The sequence below is a fragment of the Magnetospirillum sp. 15-1 genome, assembly GCF_900184795.1.
Lineage (GTDB): Bacteria > Pseudomonadota > Alphaproteobacteria > Rhodospirillales > Magnetospirillaceae > Phaeospirillum.
In genome coordinates, this window is record NZ_FXXN01000025.1 from 243910 (window position 1) to 267343 (window position 23434).

Consider the following 23434-nt stretch of genomic DNA (forward strand, 5'->3'; position numbering starts at 1 on the left):
AGTGCGGGTGGCGCTCAGGCTCGCACTATTTGATGGGCCGTCGAGGCACGTTCTTTCCCAGTATTCTTAGAGCCTCATCCGCCGTTAGATTGCTTGATTTGAGCATCGGTAGCAATGAATCGTATACTTCCCTGGCCCTGCCATTACCACAGCCAATATGATCCTTTCTGAAATCAGACAGTTGTTTCTTTGTTACCCTAAACCGACGAGCGACCGTTCCGATCCATTTATCTTTTTCGCCATATCCGGCCGCTTTGTAATCGACAAGAACGCAAGCTGTTGCCATTCGTGTATCCCAATCGCTGGGCACTGTGCGAGTAGTCCTGGCGCGTGGTGCTGCTTTGAGCATCGGGGGCGTGCGGCCGTCGTTTAGGTCTTGCAGGGAGGCCAGAAGTTCCAATGCGGTCCAAACCATGTCTGGCCCCGCCAACACACGCCCCAAGCCAGTTAAGCCCGTTAGACATACAATGGCCGCGTTACGCCGTTCTCCAGGTGTCTTGGCGTTTATCCGTCTCTCTTCGGCCTCGCGCAAATACTCAAGTGCCTGCTGCATAGCTTCCATGTCCGATGGGGCTATGCTCAACACGGTGTTTTCGTCGCTACGATGTTCCATCACTGACCCAACACGTTTGGTTCGTAATCGGTACTGCCCATGGCTTCTCTGCCAATGAGCGTCACGCCCTGGTACGCAACGGGACAACCTGTCCACCCTCTTCCCTGCCGTCCAACGCAGCGGCAATACGGGCCGCCACGCGGTCAGCCGCCGCCACCAATGCGGTATCGGGCATATGGGCGTAACGCGCCGTCACGCCGGGCACGGAATGGCCCAACAGCCCGGCAATGGTGAGTTCGCTGAACCCCATTTCCGCCGCCGTCGCCGCGAACGTATGCCGCAGCACATGCACGGTGACGCCTTGGAGTTCGGCCTTGTCGCATGCCCGTTCCAGCACCCTCGGCAGGCCGATGAAGTGGCCGTCGCCACGATCCGCCGGGAACACCCATGGGCAATCGGGCCGCTGCGGTACAGCGTCCAACAGGCGCACGGCATCCGCACCGATAGGGCGCAGTTGCGCGCCGCTCTTAGTGTCCTCGAAGCGGATGCAGCGATTGCGGCTGTCGATCCAGGCACGCGGCAGGGCCAACGCCTCCATGCGCCGCAAGCCTGTCAGCAGCAACAGACGGATGACGGCCAATCCAGTCGGGTTCTCGCCCGCCGCTTCCGCCTCGCGCATCTTCGCGCCGAGGGTGGCGATTTCTTCGATAGTCAGGAACCGCCGCTGTTTGCCATCGGCGGGCTTCCTCACGCCCCGCGCGGGATTCTCCTTGATGAGCTTGAGCGGCTGTCTGGCGTATTCGAGGATGGTCCCCAGCATGCCCACGGTACGCGCCGCTACACCGGGTCCACCCGTGGTCACTCCGCCTCGCCCTTCTTCCTTGCGGGGCTTGGCCGTCTTACCGGCCATGATGTCGGCCTTCATCCGCTCAATGTCCGCCGTCGTCAGGCTGCGGACGGTCAGGCGACCGATCAACGGCTTGACGTGCCGTTCGATCCGGCTCTTGTCCATTGCCAGGGTGGACGCCTTGATGCGGCCAGAGGCATCGGCAACGTAAAGGTCGCACAGTTCGGAAACGGTGATGGCCGTCCGTACCGCATGACGATCCGCCGAAGGGTCGCCGCCCTTGGCCGCCGCTTTCAACGCCTCGCCTGCGAGGGTCCGGGCTTCGTCAGGGGTCAGGGTGCTTACCTTGCCGACGACAAGGCGACGGGTCCGCCCCTCCTTGTTGCGGTACTGGACGAGGTAGGACGCGGCCCCGCTGGGTTTCATGCGGATGCCGAAGCCCTTCAAGGCACCGTCACCGGCATCCCACACGAAGACATCTTTCCCGGCTGGATCGGGGCGAATGGCATCAACGACGCGCTTGGTAAGCTTCGGCATGGCTTCTCGCTTCCCTGCTTCCCCGGCTCATCCTGCTTCCTCGGGGAAGCATGGGGGAAGCGCGGGGAAGCAGAATTGGGGAATCATCGGGAATGACCCGAACCCCACGGTAAGCCTGAAAGCCGCAGAACGTCAACGCTTAGAAATGGTCGTGAATCGTAGGGAAGCGTCGGCAATGAGCCTACTTTAACCTTGCCAAGGTTGGGGTCGAGGGTTCGAATCCCTTCGCCCGCTCCAATCGGACCAGCCAAAAAGGGCCACGGGAAACTGTGGCCCTTTTGCTTTTCTCCCCTCCCGATGAAACCGTCTCGTTTCCGTTTCCGGAACGGTCGGCCTTATGGCGAACGGAGAAAAGGGCCGAATCGCGTCCGCGGCCCGGCCTTCGTCACGTTTCAGACCCGTACCGAGGCGATCAGGCGCCGCAGCACTTCTTGAACTTCTTGCCCGAGCCGCAGGGACAGGGGTCGTTGCGGCCAGCCTTCACGGCGACGCGGCGCTGTTCCACCGGCGGGCCGCCGATGCGGCCGCTGACGTAATACCAGCGGCCGTCCTCGCGCCGGAAGGTGGAAACCTCGCGATGGGCCTCGTTGCGGCCGTCCATGCGAAAGCGGGCGGTGAAGTCCACCGTGCCGTCGCTGTCGCCCTCGCCGCCCCCGGCGGTGCCGTGGATGGTCAGGCCCAGCCATTGCGACGACTTGGCCCACTTCTCGGTCTCGTCGCGGTGGAAATCGCCGCGCTCGTCCGGAGCCAGGGTATCGTGCAGATAGTCGATGGCCGCCACCGTGAAGGCGGCATAGCGCGACCGCATCAGCGCTTCGGGCGTGGGCGGCAGCGCCTTGCCGAGAATGAAGGGTTCGCAGCAGGAATCGTAGGTCTGGCCGGAGCCGCAGGGACAGGAGGTCATTCAAAACTCGATCGGATTGGGAAAAGGCGAGAATGCCGGGCAATGGAGCAAGAGGCAAGCGTCAGGCACGCCGTTCACGCCGCGGCACAGCACTTCTTGAATTTCCGGCCCGACCCGCAGGGACACGGGTCGTTGCGCCCGGCGGCAGTGGCGGCGCGGACGGGGCCGGAGGGCGCGGCCGCTCCCAGGCGGCCGTTGACGTAGTACCAGCGCCCACCCTCGCGGCGGAAGGTCGCGACCTCGCGATGAACCAGCTTGCGCTCCGCCATGCGGAAATGAGCGCTGAAGTCCATGATGGCCTCGGTCCGGTCGGGGCCGTCGCCCTCGATCGAATGAATCTCCAGCCCCTGCCACTGGGCGGCATTCGCCCAATTCTCCAACATGGAGCGATTGACGTCGACCCGCTGATCCGGCAGCCGGCTTTGGTAAAGATAGTCGATGGCCTTCACCGTGAACGCCGAATAGCGCGAGCGCATCAGGGCCTCGGCGGAGGGCGGCAGCGCCTGGCCGCTGATGAACGGCTCGCAGCAGGAATCGTAGGTCCGGCCGGAGCCGCAGGGGCAGCCGGTCATTCAGAACTCGATCAGGTTGGAGAACATGAAGATGCCGATGACGGCGGCGAGATAGAAGGCGCCGCCCACCCCCAGCATGAACAGTACGTTGCCGGCGGTTCGCAGCGGGTGCATGTGGCGGTCGCGGCTGATGCGGTCGATGGACCGGCGCTCGAAACCGCCGACGATGGTGACGAAATGGCGCCCGCCGAAGAAGGGAAAGGTGATGCGGATATTGATGGGATGCTTGCGCCAACTGATGGGCTTGGCGGCATTCCACAGGGCTGCCCGCTGATCGGCGGTGAAGGATTCGATGACATTGTCCGGCAGATTGGCCAGCAATGCGTCCAGCGATGCGTTTTCTTCGGTGTTCGCCATCCTCGTCTCCCCCGGTCGTGGCGCGGATTCTTCCGGCCGCCCGCCTTTATTGTACAAAGGCGGGCCGATCCTTCATAGAGGGGAGATTGAGAGGGGTCAGACGGCGTCCAGATCCTCGACGGACCGGTCGGGATTGCGCGATAGACGGGCCAGGATATCGTCCAACTGCTCCAGCGACCCGTAGGAGATGGTCAGCTCGCCCCCCTTGCCCAGGGAGCGGATCGCCACCCTGCAGCCCAGTTGCGAGGTGAGGTCGCGCTCCAGCGCCGCGATGTCCGGGTCCTTGCCGCCGCCGGCCGGGCGGCCGCCATTGGTCGGCTTGGCCTTGCCCTCGTCGTTGACCAGCTTTTCCGTCTGGCGGACGTTGAGCGCCCGGGACACCACGTCGCGGGCCAGACGCAGCGGATCGGCGGCCGTCAGCAGGGCGCGGGCGTGGCCGGCGGTCAGCTCGCCCTTCTCCAGCATGGTCTTGACCGGATCGGGCAGCGCCAGCAGGCGGATCATGTTGGCCACGTGCGAGCGCGACTTGCCCACCGCCTTGGCCAGCTCCTCCTGGGTATGGGAGAACTCGTCCATCAGGCGGCGATAGCCGTCGGCCTCTTCCAGGGGCGACAGGTCCTGGCGCTGCAGGTTCTCGACCAGGGCCACTTCCAGGGCCTCGCGGTCCGAGAGCTCGCGGACGATGACCGGAACCTCGTGCAGCTTGGCGCCCTGCGCCGCCCGCCAGCGGCGCTCGCCGGCGATGATCTCGAAACGGTGGGGATTATTGGGCAGCGGCCGCACCAGCAGCGGCTGCAGGATACCCTTTTCCCTCACCGACTCGACCAGATCGGCGATGCGATCCTCGTCGAAGGTGCGGCGCGGCTGGAACTTGCCCGGCTGGAGGTGCTCCAGCGGCATGGTGCGCAGGCCCTTGATGGCCGCCTGGCCTTCCGGCCCGGCCGCCGCCGCGCTGGTCACCGCCGCGATGGCCGAGGCCGCATGATCGCCCAACAGGGCGGACAGGCCGCGCCCCAGGCCCTTCTTCTTTTCTTCAGCCAATTTGGACCCTCTTGATTTGCCCTCGGTCTGCCTTAAGCGCTTCGCTCAGGCTCCCTAGGCCCTCAACAATTCCCGCTCGCGCTTCAACACTTCCGAGGCCAGATGGATATAGGCCTCGGACCCCGTGCACTTCATATCGTAGAGCAGCACCGGCTTGCCGTGGCTGGGGGCCTCGGAGACCCGGACGTTGCGCGGAATGACCGTCTTGTAGACCTTGTCGCCGAAATACTCGCGCACATCGGCGGCCACCTGATCGGACAGGTTGTTGCGCTTGTCGAACATGGTCAGGATGATGCCCTGCAGTTCCAGGCCGGGATTGAAGGCCTGGCGCACCCGCTCGATGGTCTTGATCAGATGGCTGACGCCTTCGAGCGCGAAGAACTCGCACTGCAGCGGCACCATCACCGCATTGGCCGCCACCAGGGCGTTGAGCGTCAGCAGGTTCAGGGACGGCGGGCAGTCGATCAGCACGTAATCATAGGCCGCCAGCGAACCGGCGAGCGATTCCTTCAGCCGGTGCTCGCGACGCTCGAACTCCACCAGTTCGATCTCGGCGCCCGAAAGGTCGACACCCGACGGCACCACGGACAGGCCGGGAATGGAGGTGGCGATCACCGCGTCGGCCAGGGCCGCCTCGCCCAACATCACATGATAGGAATTGACCTCGCGCGCCGAGCGGTCGATGCCCAGCCCGGTGCTGGCATTCCCCTGGGGGTCGAGATCGATGATCAGCACCGTCTTCTTGGTCGCCGCCATGGCGGTCGCCAGATTGATGGCGGTGGTGGTCTTGCCCACACCGCCCTTCTGGTTGGCGACGGCGATGACTCGGGCGCTGCTACGGCTGGGCTCGGCCACGGGATACCTCACGCAAATGAAGGACAAGACCGCCGGGATCGGTGAGCGAAGGCACCCGGCTCGCCGTGATATTCCATTCTTTCGCACTTGCGGTCAATTCGTCTTCCGCCCCCCTACCCTTCAGGAAGACGCATTCGCCCTCCGGCGCCAGATGGGGAAAGGCCCATCCCAGCAGACGGTCGAGCGGTGCCAGGGCGCGGGCGGTCACCACGTCGGCTCCCAGCGGCGCCACCTGTTCGATGCGTTTGTTGACCACGGTGACCGCGGTTCCGGTGACCCGCGCCACCTCGCGCAGGAAGGCGCATTTGCGCGTATCGCTCTCCACCAGATGGACGTCGGGCGCCCCCATCACCGCCAGCACCAGACCGGGAAAGCCGGCGCCCGAGCCCAGATCCACCAGACGTTTGGTCCCCGGCCTGATCAGCGGGAACAACTGGGCGGAATCGAGGAAATGCCGCGACCACAGATCGGGCAGCGTGTCCGGCCCCACCAGATTGATGCGGGCCTGCCACTTGACCAGCAGATCGGCGTAGAGGCACAGGCGCTCGAGTGTTTCACGTGAAACACCAGATTTCGTCAGGAACTCTTCCGGACCCACAATCCGATTCCCCATGCTGTAGTTTGTTTCACGTGAAACACCAAATCTAGGAGGCCCTTTTCACGAACCCCAACAGGGCCGTCACCGCCGCCGGCGTGATGCCGGGAATGCGGGCCGCCGCCGCCAGGGTCTCGGGCCTGGCCGCCTTGAACTTCTGCCGCACCTCGTTGGACAGCGAGCCGATGGCGTCGTAATCCAGATCGGCCGGCAGGGCCAGCCCCTCCTCGCGGCGATAGGCGCGAATGTCGGCCTCCTGCCGCTCGAGGTAGCCGGCATACTTGCCCTCGATCTCCAACTGCTCGGCCACCGCCCCGGACAGATCGGCCAGTTCGGGCCATACGGCGGCGAGACGCGCCAGGTTCAGATCGGGATAGGCCAGCAGGTCCCAGACCGAGCGCACCACCCCGTCGCGATTGATCTCCAATCCGTGGCGCCGGAGCCAGTCGGGCGAGCCCTTGAGGGTGTGCAGCACCTGTCGCCCCCGCTCCAGCCCGGCGCACTTGACCATGAAGGACGCCCAGCGCGCCGACCCGACACAGCCCGCCTCGCGCCCCTTGGGGGTCAGGCGCAGATCGGCGTTGTCGGCGCGCAGCAGCAGCCGGTACTCGGCCCGCGAGGTGAACATGCGATAGGGTTCGGAGGTCCCCAGGCTGACCAGATCGTCGATCATCACGCCGAGATAGGCATCGGCCCGATCGAGGATCAGCGGCGCCGTTCCGGCGCATTTGCGCGCCGCGTTGAGCCCGGCCATCAGACCCTGCCCCGCCGCCTCCTCGTAGCCGGTGGTGCCGTTGATCTGCCCGGCCAGGAACAGCCCCGCCACTCCCCTCGTCTCCAGCGACCGGTGCAGCGACCGGGGATCGACGAAATCGTACTCGATGGCATAGCCGGGACGGATCACCCGGCATTTCTCCAGGCCGGGGATGGTGGCGATCATGGCCGCCTGCACATCCTCGGGCAACGAGGTGGAAATGCCGTTGGGGTAGACGGTATGGTCGTCCAGACCCTCGGGCTCGAGGAAGATCTGATGCCGCTCGCGGTCGGCGAAGCGCACCACCTTGTCCTCGATGCTGGGGCAATAGCGCGGCCCGGTGCTCTGGATCTGCCCCGAATACATGGGGGCGCGGGCCAGATTGGCGCGGATGACGGCGTGGGTTTCGGGCGTGGTGGCGGTGATGCCGCAGGCCACCTGGGGCGTGGTGATGCGCTCGGTGAGCGTGGAGAACGGCACCGGCGGGTCGTCGCCCTCCTGACGGTCCAGGGAGTCCCAGTCGATGGTGCGGCCGTCGAGCCGAGCCGGGGTGCCGGTCTTGAGCCGGCCCAAGGGCAGCCCCGCCCGTTCGAGCGCCAGGGACAGGCCCAGCGACGGAGCATCACCCACCCGCCCGGCAGGCCAGGTCTTCTCGCCCAGATGGATCAGGCCGCGCAGAAAGGTGCCGGTGGTGATCACCACCGCGCCGCAGGCGATCGTCGCGCCGTCGGCCAGCACCACACCCACCGCCCTGCCCTCTTCCACCAGGAGGTCCTCCGCCGAGCCCTCCAGCAGGGTCAGGTTCTCCGTCTCGTCCAGCAAGGCCCGCATGGCGAGGCGATAGAGCTTGCGGTCGGCCTGGGCGCGCGGCCCCTGCACCGCCGGTCCCTTGCTGCGGTTGAGGATACGGAACTGAATCCCGGCGCGGTCGATGGCCCGGCCCATCAGCCCATCCAGCGCGTCGACCTCGCGCACCAGCTGGCCCTTGGCCAGCCCGCCGATGGCCGGGTTGCACGACATCTCGCCGATGGTCTCGAGACGCTGGGTGAGCAGCACGGTCCGCGCGCCGAAGCGCGCCGCCGCCGCCGCCGCCTCGCACCCGGCATGGCCCGCCCCAATCACCACCACATCGCAACAACTTGTTTGTTTCACGTGAAACAGACCCCATCCATAGCTAACTGTCCGGACTCACTTCCCGATGCAGAACTCATGGAAGATGACATCCAAAATCTCATCCACATCGACCCGTCCGGTGATCCGGCCCAATGACCGGGCCGCGAGACGGAGGTCCTCGGCGGCCATCTCGACACCCATGGCCGGGTCGAACCGGCCCAGCGACGCCACCGCCTCGGCCACCGCTTTCCTGTGACGTTCACGGGTCAGGACCGGGGCGTCGCCCACGGCGAAACGGCTCTCCACCGTCCCGGCCAGGGCGGCGATCAACGCGTCAACACCGTCGCCCGCCTTGGCCGACAGGGACAAAACGGGGCGGTCACGGATGGAAGCGGGAGGCTCCTCCGTCATCAGGTCGCGCTTGTTGAGCACCACCAGGGTGGCGTCGTCTATCATTTCCGCCGTAGCCGCGTCCAGATCGGGATACAGCGCCCCGTCGAAGACGCAGAGCTTAAGGTCGGCCCCCGCCGCCCGGGCCTCGGCGCGGCGCACCCCCTCGCTCTCGATCTCGCACTCCGAGTCCCGCAGACCGGCGGTATCGGCGACGGTCACCGGCCAGCCGCCCAGGTCGAGATGCACCTCGATGACGTCGCGGGTGGTGCCGGCCTGGGAGGAGACGATGGCCGCTTCGCGACCCGCCAGCCGGTTGAGCAGACTGGACTTGCCGGCATTGGGGGCGCCCAGGATGGCGATATGGATGCCGTCCCGCAGCCGCTCGCCGCTGCGCCGCTCGTCCAGATGGCCCGCCATCTCGAGCCGCAGCGCCCGCACCTCCTCCACCGAAAGCTCGAGCAGGGTATCGGGAATATCCTCGTCGGCGAAGTCGATCACCGCTTCCAGATGGGCCATGGCGCGGATCAGGGCGGCGCGCCAGCCCTCCACCAGACCGGCCAGTCCGCCATCCAACTGCCGCAGCGCCTGACGCCGCTGGGCGGCCGTCTCGGCATCCACCAGATCGGCGATGGCTTCGGCGCGGGTCAGGTCGAGCTTGCCGTTAAGGAAGGCCCGGCGCGAGAATTCCCCCGGTTCGGCGGGCCGCAGGCCCAACTCCCCCAACCGCGTGGTCAGGGCGGCGGCCACCGCCCGGCCGCCATGCAGGTGCAGCTCGGCCACATCCTCGCCGGTGAAGGAATGGGGCGCGGGAAACCACAGGACCAGCCCGTCATCCAAGACCTCGCCGCCGGCGCCCTGCAGGCGGACCCGCATGGCCTTGCGCGGCTCGGGCACAGGCCTGCCGGTCAGAGAGAAAAGCGCCGCCCCGCTCTCCTCGCCCGACAGCCGCCATACCGCCACGCCGGCCCGACCGGCGGCGCTGGCAAGGGCATAGATGGTGTCGGACATGGAAGCGGTATCAGGAATTGGGAGCGAGCATCAGACGCTCGACCCGGCCGCCCTTGACGACATGGGTATCGAGAATCTCGTCGATGTCGGCGATGGTATGGAAGGAATACCAGATGCCTTCGGGATAGATCACCATCACCGGCCCCTGGCCGCAGCGGTCGAGGCAGCCGGCGGAGTTGATGCGCACATCCTTGAGGCCAAGCTTCTTCTGCGCCTCCTTCATGTGCTCGCGCAGCGCCTCGGACCCCTTCTGGGCGCACGAGCCGCGCTTGTTGTCGTCGGGACGGCGGTTGGTGCAGATGAAGACGTGAACCCGGAAATAATCCGGCGGATCATCGGGCAGACGGCTCACGGCTTGCTCTCCTTGGGGCGCGAGCCGCCGGAGGCGAACTGGGACCAGAACATCTTCTGCAATTGCTCCATGCCCTGGACACCGGCCGGCAGCCAGACCTTCAGCATGGTTTCCGGCTCCATGGCGTGCAGGTTGGCGGCCATCTGATCCTGGATCTGCTTCAGCAGGGCTTCCTGCATGGGCTTGACGTCGGGCAGGCCAAGAAAGGTCCGTGCCTCCTCCGGAGTACAGTCCACGTCCACGGTAATCTTCATGTCGTCCTCGTCTTGCGCTCGGCCCACCTCCACCCAAACTAAGCATTAGCCCCCCGCGACGCAATGTCTGGCCTTTAGGCCCCGCCTTTAAGGATCAAGGAATGTCCCATAATCGACTGGCCGCCGAGACCAGCCCCTATCTGCTGCAACATGCCCATAACCCGGTTCACTGGTGGGCCTGGGGGCCGGACGCCCTGGCCGAGGCCAGACGGTCCAACAAGCCGATCCTGCTGTCGGTGGGCTATTCCGCCTGCCACTGGTGCCATGTCATGGCCCATGAAAGCTTCGAGGATTCAGGGATAGCCGGGCTGATGAACGACCTGTTCGTCAACATCAAGGTGGATCGCGAGGAACGCCCCGACCTGGATGCGCTGTACCAGAACGCCCTGGCCCTGATGGGCCAGCATGGCGGCTGGCCGCTGACCATGTTCCTGACCCCCGAGGCCGAGCCGTTCTGGGGTGGCACCTACTTCCCCGCCACGTCCCGCTACGGCCGCGCCGCCTTTCCCGACGTGCTGGAGGGCATTTCCCATACCTTCCACAAGGACCCCGACAAGGTGCGCCACAATGTGGGCCGTATCCGGGGTGCGCTGGAACAGATGGCCCGCTCGCCCGGACCCATGGAACTGGACATGGAAGTGGTCGAGATGGGCGCCACCCAGTGCCTGCGCCTGATCGATTTCGAGGACGGTGGCACGGCGGGCGCCCCTAAGTTTCCCCAGCCCGGCCTGTTCCGCTTCCTGTGGCATTCGTATTTGCGGACCGGCAATTCCAGCCTGCGGGACGCGGTGACGGTGACGCTCGACCACATCTGCCAGGGCGGCATCTACGATCACCTGGGCGGCGGCTTCATGCGCTACTCCACCGACGAGTACTGGCTGGTGCCCCATTTCGAGAAGATGCTCTACGACAACGCCCAACTGCTGTCGCTGCTGACCAAGGCGTGGAAGCATACCGGCTCGTCCCTCTACCGCACCCGTATCTTCGAGACGGTGGGTTGGCTGCTGCGCGACATGACGGCCGAGGGCGGCGCCTTCGCCGCGGCGCTGGATGCCGACAGCGACGGCGAGGAAGGGCTGTTCTACACCTGGACCGCCGAGGAAATCTCGGCCCTGCTGGATATCGAGACCGCCACCACGTTCGGACACCTCTACGACGTGCGGGCCCACGGCAACTGGGAGGGACGCACCATCCTTCACCGCAACCACCCGAAAGGCGGTGGCGATGACGGCGGTCTGGCCGAGGCCAAGGCGGTGCTGCTGGCCCAGCGGGACAAGCGGGTGTGGCCGGGGCGCGACGGCAAGGTCCTGGCCGACTGGAACGCCATGATGATCGCCGCCCTGGCCGAGGCGGCGCTGGCCTTCGACCGGCCCGACTGGCTGGCCGCCGCCGAACACGCCTTCGAGATCATCACCACCCGCATGATCCGACCCGACGGGCGGCCCGCCCATTCCCTCTGCCGGGGCCGCGCCGACACCGCCGCCGTGCTGGATGATTACGCCTGGGCGATCCTGGCGGCGCTGGCGCTCCACGAGACCACCACCGGACCGGAATACCTGCAACGCGCCGTCGCCTGGGCGGACCAGGCCCATGCCCATCATTGGGATCAGGCGGGCGGCGGCTATTTCCACTCGGCCGACGACGCCACCGACGTGGTGATCCGCACCAAGCCAAGCTTCGATTCGGCGGTACCGTCGGGCAACGGCACCATGGCCGAGGCCCTGGCCCGGCTGTGGCTGGCCACCGGCGAGGACAAGTGGCGCGACCGGGCGGAAGCGGTGATCGATGCCTTCGCCGCCGCGATTCCCGAGCAGATTCCCCACATGACCTCGCTGCTGGAGGCCTTCACCCTGCTGGCCGAGCCGCTGCAGGTGGTGATCGTCGGGCCGTTGGACGACGGCAACGGTCTGGCCCTGCTGCGCGCCTTCGCCGCCACCCCTCTGCCGCCTGCCTCGTTGCTGCGGGTCGAGGACGGGACAGCCTTGCCCCAGGGGCACCCGGCCCACGGCAAGTCACTGGTGGACGGTCGGGCGGCGGCCTATATTTGTCGGGGCTCCACCTGCCGGGCGCCGGTCACCGATCCCGACCGTTTTGCCGCCCTGCTCAGCGAAAAGTGACCACCGCCATGCCGCAGCTTGCCTTCAACTCCCCCATCGGGCCGCTGGCCCTGTTCGAGGCCGACGGCGCCATCGTCGCGGTGGATTGGGGCTTCGTGCCCGAGAACGACGAAACGCCTCTGTTGCTCAAGGCCCGCGACCAGTTGGAAGAGTATTTCGAGGGCAAGCGGACCAGCTTCGACCTGCCGCTCGCTCCCCACGGCACGGCGTTCCAGCAGAAGGTCTGGGCGGCGCTGTCCAGGATTCCCTTCGGCCAGACCAAGAGCTACGGCGAGTTGGCCGGGGAACTGGGCACCGCGGCGCGGGCCTTGGGGGGTGCCTGCGGCCGCAACCCCATTCCGGTGATCATTCCCTGTCACCGGGTGCTGGGCGCCAACGGCGCCATGGGCGGCTATTCCGGCATCGACGGAATCGAGACCAAGGAATTCCTGCTGCGTCATGAAGGCGTCGCCCTTCCATGATCGCCATCCCCGAAAGGGGGTGGCTAGGCCCAAGGGGCCGCGCGCCTTATGGCGCGGAAGGCCAAGCGTGCGGAGGCACGCACCCGCCGCTTGAGGGACAATATTTCAAAGGAGTGCCGGTGAAGTGAAGACTCACGCCATCCGTATCCACCAGCCCGGCGGCCCCGAGGTCATGGTCTGGGAAGAGGTTGAAGTTGGTGCTCCTGGCCCCGGCCAGGTGCTGCTGCGCCATTCCGCCGTGGGGCTCAACTTCATCGACGTCTATCACCGTACCGGGCTCTACCCCGCCCCCCTGCCCTTCACCCCCGGCCTGGAAGGCGCCGGTGTGGTCGAGGCGGCGGGCGACGGCGTCACCGAGTTCAGGCCGGGTGACCGGGTGGCCTACGCCAATCCGCCGCTGGGCGCCTATGCCGAGGCGCGGCTGATGCCCGCCGACCGGCTGGTCAAACTGCCCGACGGCATCGCCGAGCCCAAGGCCGCCGCCATGATGCTGCAGGGCATGACCGCTCAATACCTGCTGCGCCGGACCTACCGTGTCCAGAAGGGCGACACCATCTTAGTCCACGCCGCCGCCGGCGGAGTGGGTCTGCTGGTCTGCCAATGGGCCAGACACCTGGGCGCCACGGTGATCGGCACGGTGGGGTCGGAAGAAAAGGCGGAATTGGCCAAGGCCCATGGCTGCGACCATCCCATCCTCTACAAGTCCGAGGATTTCGTCGCCAGGGTGCGCGAGATCACCAACGGCGAAGGCGTGCCGGTGGTCTACGATTCCGTGGGCAAGGATACCTTCCTCAAGTCCCTGGACTGCCTGCGTCCACTGGGCATGATGGTGTCGTTCGGCCAAAGCTCGGGCAAGGTCGAGCCGCTGGATACCGGCCTGCTGGCCGCCAAGGGGTCGCTGTTCCTGACCCGGCCGAGCCTGATGGCCTATACCGCCAAACGGGCCGATCTGGTGGCCTCGGCCAATGAACTGTTCGAGGTGGTGCAAAAGGGTGTGGTCAAGGTGGAGGTCAACCAGACCTATGCCCTGATGGACGCTCCCCAGGCCCACCGCGATCTGGAGGACCGCAAGACCACCGGCTCCACTCTCCTCTTGCCGTAAGGGGCCTTCCGAAAGGATAGTAGACTCCGGGTTCGGGTCTTACCCGATGTGGAGGGCCGCGTGTCGAAGATCGGCAATAGCATGGTGGCGGTGGTCAGTCTGGTCTGGATGGCTTGGGCGGGATGGGATCAGTTCGCCAACCTTCCCGAGGGCACCGTGGAAAATCATTCCTCGGCGGCCGTACAGGAACGGCTGCGCGATTGCTCGGGCACCTTCAAGCAGCGCTATGAGTGCAAGAACGCCATCGTCATCGATACCGACCGCAATTCGTTCTTCAACATGCTGGGCCGCATCGCCATCGTGGTGGTGCCGCCCATGCTGCTGGCCGGCGGCATCCATCTGTGGCGCCGCCGTTCCGAGGACGACAGTCCCTCGGATGACCTGCTGAGCCAAAGCCATCGCCGCCATCACCGGCGCCGGACGTCCAGCCATCACTGAGGAATGAAAATGGCCGGGCTTGACCCGGCCATCCATGGACCCCCGGATCAAGTCCGGGGGTGACGATTTTCGAGTTATTCCTAGGAATTCATCGCTTCGAAGAAATCGCCGTTGTTCTTCGAGTGCTTGAGCTTGTCCACCAGGAACTCCATGGCGTCGACCACGCCCATGGGCATCAGGATGCGGCGCAGCACCCACATCTTGGACAGGATGCCCTTGTCGACCAGCAATTCTTCCTTGCGGGTGCCCGACTTGGTGATGTCGATGGCCGGGAAGGTGCGCTTGTCGCTGAGCTTGCGGTCCAGGATGATTTCCGAGTTACCGGTGCCCTTGAATTCCTCGAAGATCACCTCGTCCATGCGCGAACCGGTATCGATCAGGGCGGTGGCGATGATGGACAGCGAGCCGCCTTCCTCGATGTTGCGGGCGGCGCCGAAGAAGCGCTTGGGGCGCTGCAGGGCGTTGGCGTCCACGCCGCCGGTCAGCACCTTGCCCGAACTGGGCACCACGGTGTTGTAGGCGCGGGCCAGACGGGTGATGGAATCCAGCAAGATGACCACGTCACGCTTGTGCTCGACCAGACGCTTGGCCTTTTCCAGCACCATCTCGGTGACCTGGACGTGGCGCGACGCCGGCTCGTCGAAGGTGGAGCTGATGACTTCGCCCTTCACCGAACGGGCCATGTCGGTCACTTCTTCCGGCCGCTCGTCGATCAGCAGCACGATCAGATAGACTTCGGGGTGATTGAGGGAAATGGCGTGGGCCATGTTCTGCAGCATCACCGTCTTGCCGGTGCGCGGCGGGGCGACGATCAGGGCGCGCTGGCCCTTGCCGATGGGAGCCACCAGATCGATCACGCGGGTGGTGAGATCCTTGCGGGTGGGGTCCTCGATCTCCAGCTTCAGCTTCTCGTCGGGATAGAGCGGAGTGAGATTGTCGAAGTTGATGCGGTGGCGGACCTTTTCCGGGTCCTCGAAATTGATGTTGTTGACCTTCAAGAGGGCGAAATAGCGTTCGCCGTCCTTGGGAGCCCGGATCTGGCCGTCCACCGTGTCGCCGGTGCGAAGACCGAAGCGCCGCACCTGACTGGGGCTGACATAGATGTCGTCGGGACCGGGAAGATAGTTGGCTTCAGGGCTGCGCAGGAACCCGAAGCCATCCTGCAGGATTTCCAGGACACCGTCGCCGTAGATGGGCGTGTCGTTGTCGGCCAACTGCTTGAGGATGGCGAACATCATGTCCTGCTTGCGCAACGTGCTGGCGTTTTCCACTTCCAGCTCTTCGGCAAAGGCCAGGAGTTCGGCCGGGGTCTTCTTCTTCAGGTCCTGCAAATGCATGGGAGAAATCCGTTGGATGGATATCCCGCGCTGACGATCGGCCTAAGGTGGGACGGGTCCGACTCTTAAGCGGACCGGCTGCCGATCAGGAACGGATGCGAATGATCCGGCGCGGAAGGGGGATGGTGGGAAACGGGCGTGTTGGCCGCCCTGGAATATTCGCTAGAGCATTAGCCAAAGCCGGCGGCGCTGTCAAATCGGAATTCAGCCACCGAAAGCCGGTTTGACGATTACCACGATGACGATGACGATCATCAGCAGGGTGGGGACCTCGTTGATGACCCGATAGAACTTCTCCGACCGCGCATTGCGGTCCTCGGCGAAGTCGTCCTTGCAGCGGGCCAAAAAGAAATGGGCGACGGTCATGCCCACCACACAGGCCAGCTTGACGTGGAACCAGCCTTGGGAGAACAGGCCGCCGTCCACCGCCATGACCAGACCCAGGGTCCAGGCCAGCACCATGGCCGGCGTCATGATCGCCTTGATCAGACGGCGTTCCATGATCTTGAAGGTTTCCGAGGTCTCGGAACGCGGCTTGACCGTGGTGTGATAGACGAACAGCCGGGGCAGATAGAGCAATCCCGCCATCCACGAGATGATGGCGATGACATGCACCGCCTTGACCCACAGATAGGCCGATCCGCTCAGCATGAGGCGCGGCTCCCAAGTTCACAGTTCCGGCCCAGAAGTTTGCAGGCCTGGCCGCTAAAGGCCTGCGGCCGGTGGATAACATCGGCCAGCCCACGGATGAAGGCGGGATGGCAACCCAGGGCCGGTACCCGCACATAGGCGGGAATGCCCAGTCCATCCGCCTTGTGCCGGTATTCGATATCCAGTTCCACCAGGGTTTCCGAATGCTCGGAGACGAAGGCCACCGGGACGATCACCACCGGCACCCCGTCTTTGCCGGCGCGTTCCAGTTCGGCTTCGGTGCTGGGACCGATCCATTCCATGGGACCCACCCGGCTCTGATAGCAGATGGCCCAGTCGAGGTCGCCGATGCCGGTGGCCCGCGCCACGGCCGCCGCGGTCAGCTCCACCTGGGCCTGATAGGGATCACCCTTGTCGATCACCGATTTGGGCAGGCCATGGGCGGAGAACAGGATACGCGGCCGGCCGGCACCGGCCGCTTCCTGGTATCCCGTCCTGGCCAGATCGGCCATGGCCTCCACCAGTCCCGGCTCGGTGGGATAGCAACACGCCATGCGGGTCGGCACGCTCAGGCCCTGTCTGGCCGCCTGCTTGTGCCATTCCTTGAGCGACGAGCCGGTGGTGGTGGTGGAGAACTGGGGATAAAGCGGCAGCAGCACCACCTCGTCGGCTCCCCATTCCCTGATGGCGGTCACCGCCTCGCAGGTGAAGGGATGCCAGTAGCGCATGGCGATGAAGCAGCGGAAACCATGTCCCAGAACGTGCTCCAGGGCGCGGCCCTGAGCCTCGGTTTCCGGCACCAGGGGCGAACGGCCGCCCAACATCTGGTAGATGCCGCGTGCGATGGGAGCCCGCTTGGCCGAGATGTACTTGGCCAGCAGCCAGCGGACAGGTGCCGGCGCCCCGATGATGGCCGGGTCGTTGAACAGGTTGAACAGAAACGGCTTTACCGCGTCCAGAGAATCCGGACCGCCCAGATTGAACAGCACGACGGCCGTCTTCCTGCCCCCGGCGGTGCTCATGGCCTCAGCCCTTCCAGCCCTTCACCCGTTCGGCTAGCCGCGCCACGTTGTCCGGCGGAGTGGGCGGGGTGATGCCGTGACCCAGGTTGAAGATGAACGGTCCCTTGGACAGCGCCTTCAGCACCCGGTCGATGCCGGAATCCAGCGCCTCGCCGCCCGCCACCAGCAACAGCGGATCGAGATTGCCCTGTACCGTGCATCTGGTCTGCAATTCGGCCGCCGCCCAATCCAGCGGCACCGAGGGGTCGAGGGAAACGCCATTGACCTTGGTCTCGGTGACGTAGCGCTTGTAGAGGTAACCGGCCTGACGCGGAAAGCCGATCACCGGCACGCCCGGCCGCTCGGTGTGGATACGCTCCACCAGGGTACGGGTCGGGCCGATCACCCAGCGCTCGAACATATCCTCGGGCAGCGCCCCGGCCCAGGTGTCGAAAATCTGGATGGCCTCGGCGCCGTTGTCGATCTGGCGGATCAGGTAGTCGCCGGTGGCCTGGACCAACAGCGCCATCAGGCGGGCGAACAGTTCCGGCTGGCCGAACATCATGCCCTTGGCCTTGGCGAAATCCTTGGAGCCGCTGCCCTCGATCATGTAGGTGGCCACCGTCCACGGCGCGCCGGCGAAGCCGATCAGGGCGGTGGTCTTGGGGATGGCGGCCGACAGCTTCTTCACCGTGGCGTAGACCGGGGCGAGATGATCGTGCAGGCCCGAGATGTCGAGAGCGCTCAGATCCTCTGCCGAGCGAATCGGCGTCAACACCGGACCTTCGCCTTCCTTGAACGCGACATGCTGCCGCAACGCGTCGGGAACCACCAGAATGTCGGAGAACAGGATGGCCGCGTCGAAGCCGTAGCGCCTGAGGGGCTGCAGGGTGACTTCGCAGGCCAGATCGGAGTTGTAGCAAAGGTCGAGGAAGCTTCCGGCCTCGGCGCGGGTGGCGCGGTATTCCGGCAGATAGCGTCCGGCTTGACGCATCAGCCAGAAGGGCGGCGGGGTGAGGGTCTCACCGGCAAGGGCGCGGAGGAAGGGCTTGGACGAGCTGGACACGAATGGGCCTCGCAGGCTGGGGATGGCTCTCTCTTACAGACTTTAAGGTTTAGAGAAAAGGTTGCTGTGGTTAGTGGGTGCCTGTGGATAACGGGGATTGGACTCTTTACCCAAGCCATCCACAGGCTTTTCCGGATTTGCGCCCCATGCCGACGGGTCTGTGGATGAGTGCGGTGCAACCGGGCCAGACCGTTGTTTTCTCACGCCTTCATCCGCGGGGGAAAACGGGGAAATCGGGTGTGGCCGGCGACGATTCACGCTATTGTCGAAGACAGCGGAACGGTTTTGGACATGGGGGGATGTATCTCCATGGAATCGGGGTCAGCGGGGAGCGATTTTCCCGTCTCCCGCCGGGACCCCCCTTTATCCACGGACTTGCGGGTTATCCACAGCCATGCGGAGCTTTCACCTTCACCTCGTTTCCGACGCCACCGGCGAGACCGTCACCTCGGTGGCGCGCGCCTGTCTGGTCCAGTTCGAAGGCGTGCAGCCCATCCAGCACAATTGGTGGCTGGTCCGCACCCAGGGTCAGGTGGAACGGGTCATCGCCGGCATCGAGGACAATCCCGGACTGGTGTTCTTCACTCTGGTGGACGGCGCGGTGCGCGGCCTGCTGGAGGAAGCCTGCCGCCATCGGGGTATCCCCTGCATCTCGCTGCTCGATCCGGTGATGGCCGGACTGTCGGCCTTTCTCGACCTGGAGGTCACCGCCCTGCCCGGCCGCCAGTACCAGTTGGATGCCGAGTATTTCCGCCGCATCGACGCCATGCAGTTCACCCTGTCCCACGACGACGGCCAGTTGATCGAGTTGGTGGATCAGGCCGATGTGGTACTGGTGGGCGTATCGCGCTCGTCCAAGACCCCCACCTGCATGTACCTGGCCAATCGCGGCCTCAAATGCGCCAATTATCCCCTGGTGCCCGGTGTGCCGCTGCCGCCCGAGCTGGAGCGGACCAAGAAACCCCTGGTGGTCGGCCTGACCAAGGACCCCAAAAGCCTCTCCGATATCCGCCGCGCCCGGCTGCGCCTGCTGAACCAGGAAGAGGAAGCCGATTATGCCCAGTTCGAGAAGGTCAAGGAGGAGGTCCAGCAGGCGCGCCGCCTGTTCTCGCGCCTCGGCTGGCCGGTGGTCGACGTGACGCGGCGTTCCATCGAGGAGGCCTCGGCGGCCATCATTCAGCTTTACGAACGCCATCTGGCCAAGCGCGGCGTCAAGGTGGAGAACGCCCCGTCATGATCATTCTCGCCTCGGGAAGCCACACGCGGGCCCGCATGCTGGAAGAGGCCGGCATCGCCTTCACCGTCGAGGTGGCGGCGGTGGACGAGCAGGCGGTCAAGGATTCCCTGGCCGCCGAGACCCGCAATCCCGCCCGTGTCGCCGAGGTGCTGGCCGAGTTGAAGGCGGTGCGGGTCTCCACCCGCCGTCCCGGCGCCCTGGTGATCGGCGCCGACCAGATGCTCGATTGCGACGGCGCATGGTTCGACAAGCCCGCCGACCGGGACGCGGCGCGCGCCCAGTTGCTGGCGCTGCGTCACAAGACCCACCGCCTGACCTCCTCGGTGGTGGCGGTCAGGGACGGAAGGCGGGTGTGGCACCACACCGAATCCGCCAAACTGACCATGCGCAATTTCTCGGAAGGCTTTCTCGATCGCTATCTGGAGCAGGCGGGCGCCGCGGTCCTGTCCTCGGTGGGCGCCTATCAGTTGGAAGGGCTGGGCGCCCAGCTGTTCCTCCAGGTGGAGGGTGATTTCTTCACCATCCTCGGCCTGCCGCTGCTGGCCCTGATGGATTTCCTGCGCGAGAACGGAGAGCTGATTCCATGATCGTATCGGGCAAGGCCCGGCTGGCCGGGGTGCTCGGCTGGCCGGTATCCCATTCCCGCTCGCCCCGTCTGCACGGCTTCTGGCTGGAACGTCTGGGTATCGACGGCGCCTATCTGCCGCTGGCGGTGGCGCCCGAGCATCTGGATTCCGTGATCCGCGCCCTGCCCCGCATGGGCTTTCGGGGCGCCAACGTCACCGTGCCCCACAAGGAAGCGGTGATGAGGCTGGTGGATCATCTCGATCCCCTGGCCGGGCGCATCGGCGCGGTCAATACCCTGGTGGTGCGCGACGACGGTTCCCTGGAAGGACGCAACACCGACGCCTATGGCTTCCTCGAGAACTTGCGCCAGGGTTGTCCGCAATGGATGCCCCGATCCGGCCCGGCGGCGGTGATCGGCGCCGGCGGCGCGGCACGTGCCGTGGTGGCGGCGCTGGCCGATGCCGGGGTGCCGGAGATTCGCCTCGCCAACCGCTCGCGCGAGCGGGCCGAGGTGCTGGCCGCCGATTTGGGCGGTCCGGTCACCGTGGTGGAGTGGACCGACCGGGCGGACATGCTGGAAGGCTGCGCCCTGCTGGTCAACACCACCACGCTTGGGATGACCGGTCAGTCGAATTTGGATCTGGACCTGTCGGTCTTGCCGAAAGCCGCGCTGGTCAACGATATCGTCTATGTGCCGCTGGAGACCGATCTGCTGGCGCGCGCCAGGGCGCGGGGCAACAAGGTGGTGGACGGACTCGGCATGCTGCTGCATCAGGCGGTGCCCGGCTTCGAGGCATGGTTCGGGCAACGCCCGGTGGTCACCGGCGAATTACGGAGCTTCGTGCTGTCGTCATGAGGATTTTGGGTCTTACCGGCTCCATCGGCATGGGCAAGAGCACGGCCGCCGCCATGCTTCGCCGTCTTCGCGTGCCGGTGCACGATGCCGATGCCACCGTGCATGCCCTGTTCGCCCGGGGCGGCAAGGCGGTGGATGCGGTGGATGCCGCCTTTCCCGGCGTGGTCAAGGATGGGACCGTGGACCGGACGGCGCTGGGCGCCCGGGTATTCGGCGACGGGGCGGCCCTGAAGACGCTGGAAGCCATCGTCCATCCCCTGGTCCGGGCCGCCGAGCGTGATTTTCTCGCCCGCCATCGCCGCTATCATACGCCCCTGGTGGTGCTCGACATTCCGCTGCTGTTCGAAACCCATGGCGAGGATCGCTGCGACGTGGTGGCGGTGGTCAGCGCCCCCGCCTTCCTGCAGGCGGCAAGGGTGCTGGCCCGGCCGGGCATGACGCGGCAGCGTCTGGATGCGGTGCTCGCCAAGCAGATGCCCGATGGGCAAAAGCGCCGGAAGGCCGACGTGGTCATTCCCACCGGCTTGGGCAAGGGTCCGGCGCTGAAGCGGTTGAAGCGGCTGGTCGCCGCCCTTAGAGTGCATCAGCTTCAAGCTGATGCACTCCAGGATTCTGTCTGTACGAAAAAGCTCCGCTTTTTCAGGGCTCAAGCGCCGCTCGGGCTTAAGAGTTCTTCGACGTTCCGATTCAGCTTAAGTGCGAAGAACTCTAGAGGAGAGAAGGTCTGATGCGCGAGATCGTGCTCGATACGGAAACCACCGGCTTCGATCCGTTGAGCGGCCACCGGCTGGTGGAAATCGGCTGTGTCGAGCTGTTCAACCACCTGCCCACCGGCTCGGTGTTCCATCGCTACTGCAATCCCGAGCGCGACATGCCGGAAGAGGCGTTCAAGGTGCACGGCCTGTCGGCCGACTTCCTGTCGGACAAGCCGCTGTTCGCCGAGGTCGTCGCCGATTTCCTGGAGTTCATCGGCGACGCGCCGCTGGTCATCCACAACGCCGAGTTCGACATGCGTTTCATCAACGCCGAACTGGCGCGGCTGGGCTTTCCCCCCTTGCCCATGAGCCGCTCCATCGACACGGTGATGATGGCGCGCAAGCGCTTTCCCGGTGCCCAGGCCAATCTGGACGCGCTGTGCCGCCGCTTCGAGATCGACAACACCCACCGCACCAAGCACGGAGCGTTGCTGGATTCGGAATTGCTGGCCGAGGTCTATCTGCAGCTGATCGGCGGACGCCAGCCGGGCCTCGAGCTGGGTGGCGGCAAGGGCAACGGCGGTGGTGGCGGCGCCACCGCCTCGACCATCGAGGTCAAGCGCGAGTTCCGCGCCCCCCGGCCCCATGCTCCGACCGAAGAGGAAAGCGCGGCGCACACGGCGTTCGTGGGCAAGCTCAAGAACGCCGTGTGGCTGCGGGAATAAACTAGGCCTGACCCTGCTGGGCGTTCATCTCTTCGGCGCGGGCGCGGTAGAGCTGCACGAAGTCCAGGGGCTGGAGCAGCAGCGGCGGCAGGCCGCCGTCGCGGGTCATGTCGGCCACGATGTTGCGGGCGAAGGGGAACAGCAGGCGCGGGCATTCGATCAGCAGCACCGGGTGAATCTGCTCTTCCGGCAGGTTCAGGGTGAACACGCCGGCATAGGCCAGTTCCAGGATGAACAGCGCCTTGCCTTCCAGCAGGGCCTCGATCTTCAGGTGCAGCACCACTTCATAGGCGTTGCCGCCCACATTGGCGACGTTGACGTCCACGTGGATCGGAATCTCGGGATTCTTGCCCTGCATCTCGATGAAGGTCTGGGGCGCGCCGGGGATCTCGAAGGACAGGTCCTTGATGTACTGCATGTTGACCTGCAGCTGGGGCAGATCCTCGGACGGCGTCTGGGCATCGGTCATGGCACTCTCCGAATGGGAAGTCGTTCAACAAGCTGGCAAGGGGCGTAGCACGGACACCTTTACGGCTCAAGCCGCTTGTGGTCCACGGGCGGAGTCGGTTCCGATTCCGGCGGAATGATCTCGTACTCGCCATCGATGACCGTCGGGCCGGACTGGGCGGCGGGACCCGTACCGGTCGTGCCCGGTCCCACGCTTACGACGCGGGCCACCACGGCGCGCAGCAGCAGGGCGCGGACCGGCGGCAACAGCAGCAGCAGCGCCAGACCGTCGCTGATGAAGCCCGGCAGCATCAGCAGGAAACCGGCCAGGGTGACGCAGACGCCGTCGAACACCGCCGGGCCGGGCGGCTCGCCCCGCTCCAGCCGGGCCCGCACGTCGAGCGTCATGGCCAGCCCGCCGTGACGCAGCAGGGCCGAGCCGGCCAGGATGGCCAGGACGGTCAATCCCACGGTGGCCAGTCCGCCGATGGCATCGGCCACGTGGATCCACACCATGATCTCGGCGACCGGCAAGGTCAGCACACCGATCAGGAACGCCCATGCCATGCTTGCTCTTTCCCCCAACCCGTCTTATGTCT

General features: G+C 65.6%; 27 protein-coding genes. 9 read left to right on the forward strand and 18 right to left on the reverse strand.

Going from position 1 to position 23434, the window contains the following annotated elements:
- Nucleotides 1-25: 25 nt before the first annotated feature.
- The 12 genes from CP958_RS25950 to CP958_RS14120 all read right to left on the reverse strand — a co-directional run bounded on the left by CP958_RS25950 (nt 26) and on the right by CP958_RS14120 (nt 10135).
- On the reverse strand, nt 26-613 hold the full coding sequence (locus tag CP958_RS25950) for a hypothetical protein (protein ID WP_141400530.1): 588 nt from the start codon (nt 611-613) through the stop codon (nt 26-28).
- Nucleotides 614-674: 61 nt separating this feature from the next.
- On the reverse strand, nt 675-1937 hold the full coding sequence (locus CP958_RS14065; RefSeq protein WP_096702555.1) for a site-specific integrase: 1263 nt from the start codon (nt 1935-1937) through the stop codon (nt 675-677).
- 412 nt (nt 1938-2349) lie between these two features.
- Nucleotides 2350-2841 carry a YchJ family protein gene (locus CP958_RS14075; RefSeq protein ID WP_096702556.1) on the reverse strand — a complete coding sequence of 164 codons (492 nt, stop codon included), beginning with the start codon at nt 2839-2841 and terminating at the stop codon, nt 2350-2352.
- A gap of 74 nt (nt 2842-2915) precedes the next feature.
- Nucleotides 2916-3413, reverse strand: coding sequence for a YchJ family protein (locus CP958_RS14080; protein ID WP_096702557.1), 498 nt, complete (start codon nt 3411-3413; stop codon nt 2916-2918).
- The gene (locus CP958_RS14085) at nt 3414-3770 is read right to left on the reverse strand and encodes a hypothetical protein (protein WP_096702558.1); all 357 of its coding nucleotides are present in this window, start codon (nt 3768-3770) and stop codon (nt 3414-3416) included.
- Between the two features lie 96 nt (nt 3771-3866).
- The gene (locus tag CP958_RS14090; protein WP_096702559.1) at nt 3867-4811 is read right to left on the reverse strand and encodes a ParB/RepB/Spo0J family partition protein; all 945 of its coding nucleotides are present in this window, start codon (nt 4809-4811) and stop codon (nt 3867-3869) included.
- Between the two features lie 54 nt (nt 4812-4865).
- A complete protein-coding gene (locus CP958_RS14095) occupies nt 4866-5666 on the reverse strand; it encodes an AAA family ATPase (RefSeq protein WP_096702560.1) in 801 nt (266 codons plus the stop codon).
- Nucleotides 5647-6279: a 16S rRNA (guanine(527)-N(7))-methyltransferase RsmG gene (gene rsmG, locus CP958_RS14100; protein WP_170958978.1), complete on the reverse strand. Its 633-nt coding sequence runs from the start codon at nt 6277-6279 to the stop codon at nt 5647-5649. Before rsmG ends, CP958_RS14095 begins: the two co-directional genes overlap by 20 nt.
- Nucleotides 6280-6310: 31 nt before the next feature.
- Nucleotides 6311-8143, reverse strand: coding sequence for a tRNA uridine-5-carboxymethylaminomethyl(34) synthesis enzyme MnmG (mnmG, locus tag CP958_RS14105; protein WP_096702561.1), 1833 nt, complete (start codon nt 8141-8143; stop codon nt 6311-6313).
- A gap of 60 nt (nt 8144-8203) precedes the next feature.
- A complete protein-coding gene (mnmE, locus tag CP958_RS14110; protein WP_096702562.1) occupies nt 8204-9529 on the reverse strand; it encodes a tRNA uridine-5-carboxymethylaminomethyl(34) synthesis GTPase MnmE in 1326 nt (441 codons plus the stop codon).
- Nucleotides 9530-9539: 10 nt separating this feature from the next.
- The gene (locus CP958_RS14115; RefSeq protein WP_096702563.1) at nt 9540-9881 is read right to left on the reverse strand and encodes a (2Fe-2S) ferredoxin domain-containing protein; all 342 of its coding nucleotides are present in this window, start codon (nt 9879-9881) and stop codon (nt 9540-9542) included.
- Nucleotides 9878-10135, reverse strand: a complete 258-nt coding sequence (locus CP958_RS14120) for a DUF6489 family protein (protein ID WP_096703042.1) — start codon at nt 10133-10135, stop codon at nt 9878-9880. The genes CP958_RS14115 and CP958_RS14120 overlap by 4 nt, the downstream gene beginning before the upstream one ends.
- A gap of 101 nt (nt 10136-10236) precedes the next feature.
- Between CP958_RS14120 and CP958_RS14125 the strand changes: the two genes are divergently transcribed.
- From CP958_RS14125 to CP958_RS14140, 4 genes are all read left to right on the forward strand, one after another.
- Nucleotides 10237-12252, forward strand: a complete 2016-nt coding sequence (locus CP958_RS14125) for a thioredoxin domain-containing protein (RefSeq protein WP_096702564.1) — start codon at nt 10237-10239, stop codon at nt 12250-12252.
- Between the two features lie 8 nt (nt 12253-12260).
- Nucleotides 12261-12713, forward strand: coding sequence for a methylated-DNA--[protein]-cysteine S-methyltransferase (locus CP958_RS14130; RefSeq protein ID WP_096703044.1), 453 nt, complete (start codon nt 12261-12263; stop codon nt 12711-12713).
- Nucleotides 12714-12837: 124 nt separating this feature from the next.
- Nucleotides 12838-13815 (forward strand): quinone oxidoreductase, encoded by a 978-nt coding sequence (locus tag CP958_RS14135; RefSeq protein ID WP_096702565.1) that lies wholly within the window; start codon nt 12838-12840, stop codon nt 13813-13815.
- A 60-nt stretch (nt 13816-13875) separates the two neighbouring features.
- Nucleotides 13876-14253 (forward strand): hypothetical protein, encoded by a 378-nt coding sequence (locus tag CP958_RS14140; protein ID WP_096703046.1) that lies wholly within the window; start codon nt 13876-13878, stop codon nt 14251-14253.
- Between the two features lie 80 nt (nt 14254-14333).
- Here the strand turns inward: CP958_RS14140 and rho are convergent, their stop codons facing one another.
- The 4 genes from rho to hemE form a co-directional block, all read right to left on the reverse strand.
- Nucleotides 14334-15590: a transcription termination factor Rho gene (gene rho / locus CP958_RS14145; protein ID WP_011386897.1), complete on the reverse strand. Its 1257-nt coding sequence runs from the start codon at nt 15588-15590 to the stop codon at nt 14334-14336.
- Between the two features lie 204 nt (nt 15591-15794).
- Entirely contained in the window at nt 15795-16241 is a 447-nt protein-coding gene (gene hemJ, locus CP958_RS14150) for a protoporphyrinogen oxidase HemJ (protein ID WP_096702566.1), read from the reverse strand.
- Entirely contained in the window at nt 16235-17263 is a 1029-nt protein-coding gene (gene hemH, locus CP958_RS14155; protein ID WP_096702567.1) for a ferrochelatase, read from the reverse strand. Before hemH ends, hemJ begins: the two co-directional genes overlap by 7 nt.
- Before the next feature lie 4 nt (nt 17264-17267).
- Nucleotides 17268-18308 (reverse strand): uroporphyrinogen decarboxylase, encoded by a 1041-nt coding sequence (gene hemE / locus CP958_RS14160; protein WP_096702568.1) that lies wholly within the window; start codon nt 18306-18308, stop codon nt 17268-17270.
- Between the two features lie 394 nt (nt 18309-18702).
- On the opposite strand from hemE, the gene CP958_RS14165 reads away from it, so the two are divergent.
- From CP958_RS14165 to dnaQ, 5 genes are read left to right on the forward strand one after another with little or no spacing between them, the layout of a single operon-like run.
- Nucleotides 18703-19545, forward strand: coding sequence for a pyruvate, water dikinase regulatory protein (locus CP958_RS14165; protein WP_096702570.1), 843 nt, complete (start codon nt 18703-18705; stop codon nt 19543-19545).
- Complete coding sequence (locus tag CP958_RS14170) at nt 19542-20132, forward strand: Maf family protein (RefSeq protein WP_096702572.1); 591 nt, start codon at nt 19542-19544, stop codon at nt 20130-20132. Before CP958_RS14165 ends, CP958_RS14170 begins: the two co-directional genes overlap by 4 nt.
- Nucleotides 20129-20968: a shikimate dehydrogenase gene (locus CP958_RS14175; protein ID WP_096702574.1), complete on the forward strand. Its 840-nt coding sequence runs from the start codon at nt 20129-20131 to the stop codon at nt 20966-20968. The genes CP958_RS14170 and CP958_RS14175 overlap by 4 nt, the downstream gene beginning before the upstream one ends.
- Nucleotides 20965-21696 (forward strand): dephospho-CoA kinase, encoded by a 732-nt coding sequence (gene coaE, locus CP958_RS14180; protein WP_242442898.1) that lies wholly within the window; start codon nt 20965-20967, stop codon nt 21694-21696. Before CP958_RS14175 ends, coaE begins: the two co-directional genes overlap by 4 nt.
- Nucleotides 21696-22388, forward strand: a complete 693-nt coding sequence (gene dnaQ / locus CP958_RS14185; protein ID WP_096702576.1) for a DNA polymerase III subunit epsilon — start codon at nt 21696-21698, stop codon at nt 22386-22388. Before coaE ends, dnaQ begins: the two co-directional genes overlap by 1 nt.
- 1 nt (nt 22389) lies before the next feature.
- Here the strand turns inward: dnaQ and secB are convergent, their stop codons facing one another.
- Both secB and CP958_RS14195 read right to left on the reverse strand, forming a co-directional pair.
- Nucleotides 22390-22857, reverse strand: coding sequence for a protein-export chaperone SecB (gene secB, locus CP958_RS14190; RefSeq protein ID WP_096702578.1), 468 nt, complete (start codon nt 22855-22857; stop codon nt 22390-22392).
- Nucleotides 22858-22916: 59 nt separating this feature from the next.
- Nucleotides 22917-23402: an FxsA family protein gene (locus CP958_RS14195; RefSeq protein ID WP_096702580.1), complete on the reverse strand. Its 486-nt coding sequence runs from the start codon at nt 23400-23402 to the stop codon at nt 22917-22919.
- Nucleotides 23403-23434 lie beyond the last annotated feature (32 nt).

Coding starts and splice junctions, on each gene's coding strand:
- CP958_RS14085 (WP_096702558.1), bottom strand. CDS start 3,770: ATGGCGAACACCGAAGAAAACGCATCGCTGGACGCATTGCTGGCCAAT.
- rsmG (WP_170958978.1), bottom strand. CDS start 6,279: ATGGGGAATCGGATTGTGGGTCCGGAAGAGTTCCTGACGAAATCTGGT.
- CP958_RS14175 (WP_096702574.1), top strand. CDS start 20,129: ATGATCGTATCGGGCAAGGCCCGGCTGGCCGGGGTGCTCGGCTGGCCG.
- secB (WP_096702578.1), bottom strand. CDS start 22,857: ATGACCGATGCCCAGACGCCGTCCGAGGATCTGCCCCAGCTGCAGGTC.
- CP958_RS25950 (WP_141400530.1), bottom strand. CDS start 613: ATGGAACATCGTAGCGACGAAAACACCGTGTTGAGCATAGCCCCATCG.
- CP958_RS14165 (WP_096702570.1), top strand. CDS start 18,703: ATGCGGAGCTTTCACCTTCACCTCGTTTCCGACGCCACCGGCGAGACC.
- CP958_RS14170 (WP_096702572.1), top strand. CDS start 19,542: ATGATCATTCTCGCCTCGGGAAGCCACACGCGGGCCCGCATGCTGGAA.
- mnmE (WP_096702562.1), bottom strand. CDS start 9,529: ATGTCCGACACCATCTATGCCCTTGCCAGCGCCGCCGGTCGGGCCGGC.
- CP958_RS14125 (WP_096702564.1), top strand. CDS start 10,237: ATGTCCCATAATCGACTGGCCGCCGAGACCAGCCCCTATCTGCTGCAA.
- CP958_RS14130 (WP_096703044.1), top strand. CDS start 12,261: ATGCCGCAGCTTGCCTTCAACTCCCCCATCGGGCCGCTGGCCCTGTTC.
- hemJ (WP_096702566.1), bottom strand. CDS start 16,241: ATGCTGAGCGGATCGGCCTATCTGTGGGTCAAGGCGGTGCATGTCATC.
- dnaQ (WP_096702576.1), top strand. CDS start 21,696: ATGCGCGAGATCGTGCTCGATACGGAAACCACCGGCTTCGATCCGTTG.
- CP958_RS14195 (WP_096702580.1), bottom strand. CDS start 23,402: ATGGCATGGGCGTTCCTGATCGGTGTGCTGACCTTGCCGGTCGCCGAG.
- hemH (WP_096702567.1), bottom strand. CDS start 17,263: ATGAGCACCGCCGGGGGCAGGAAGACGGCCGTCGTGCTGTTCAATCTG.
- rho (WP_011386897.1), bottom strand. CDS start 15,590: ATGCATTTGCAGGACCTGAAGAAGAAGACCCCGGCCGAACTCCTGGCC.
- CP958_RS14080 (WP_096702557.1), bottom strand. CDS start 3,413: ATGACCGGCTGCCCCTGCGGCTCCGGCCGGACCTACGATTCCTGCTGC.
- CP958_RS14065 (WP_096702555.1), bottom strand. CDS start 1,937: ATGCCGAAGCTTACCAAGCGCGTCGTTGATGCCATTCGCCCCGATCCA.
- coaE (WP_242442898.1), top strand. CDS start 20,965: ATGAGGATTTTGGGTCTTACCGGCTCCATCGGCATGGGCAAGAGCACG.
- CP958_RS14120 (WP_096703042.1), bottom strand. CDS start 10,135: ATGAAGATTACCGTGGACGTGGACTGTACTCCGGAGGAGGCACGGACC.
- CP958_RS14075 (WP_096702556.1), bottom strand. CDS start 2,841: ATGACCTCCTGTCCCTGCGGCTCCGGCCAGACCTACGATTCCTGCTGC.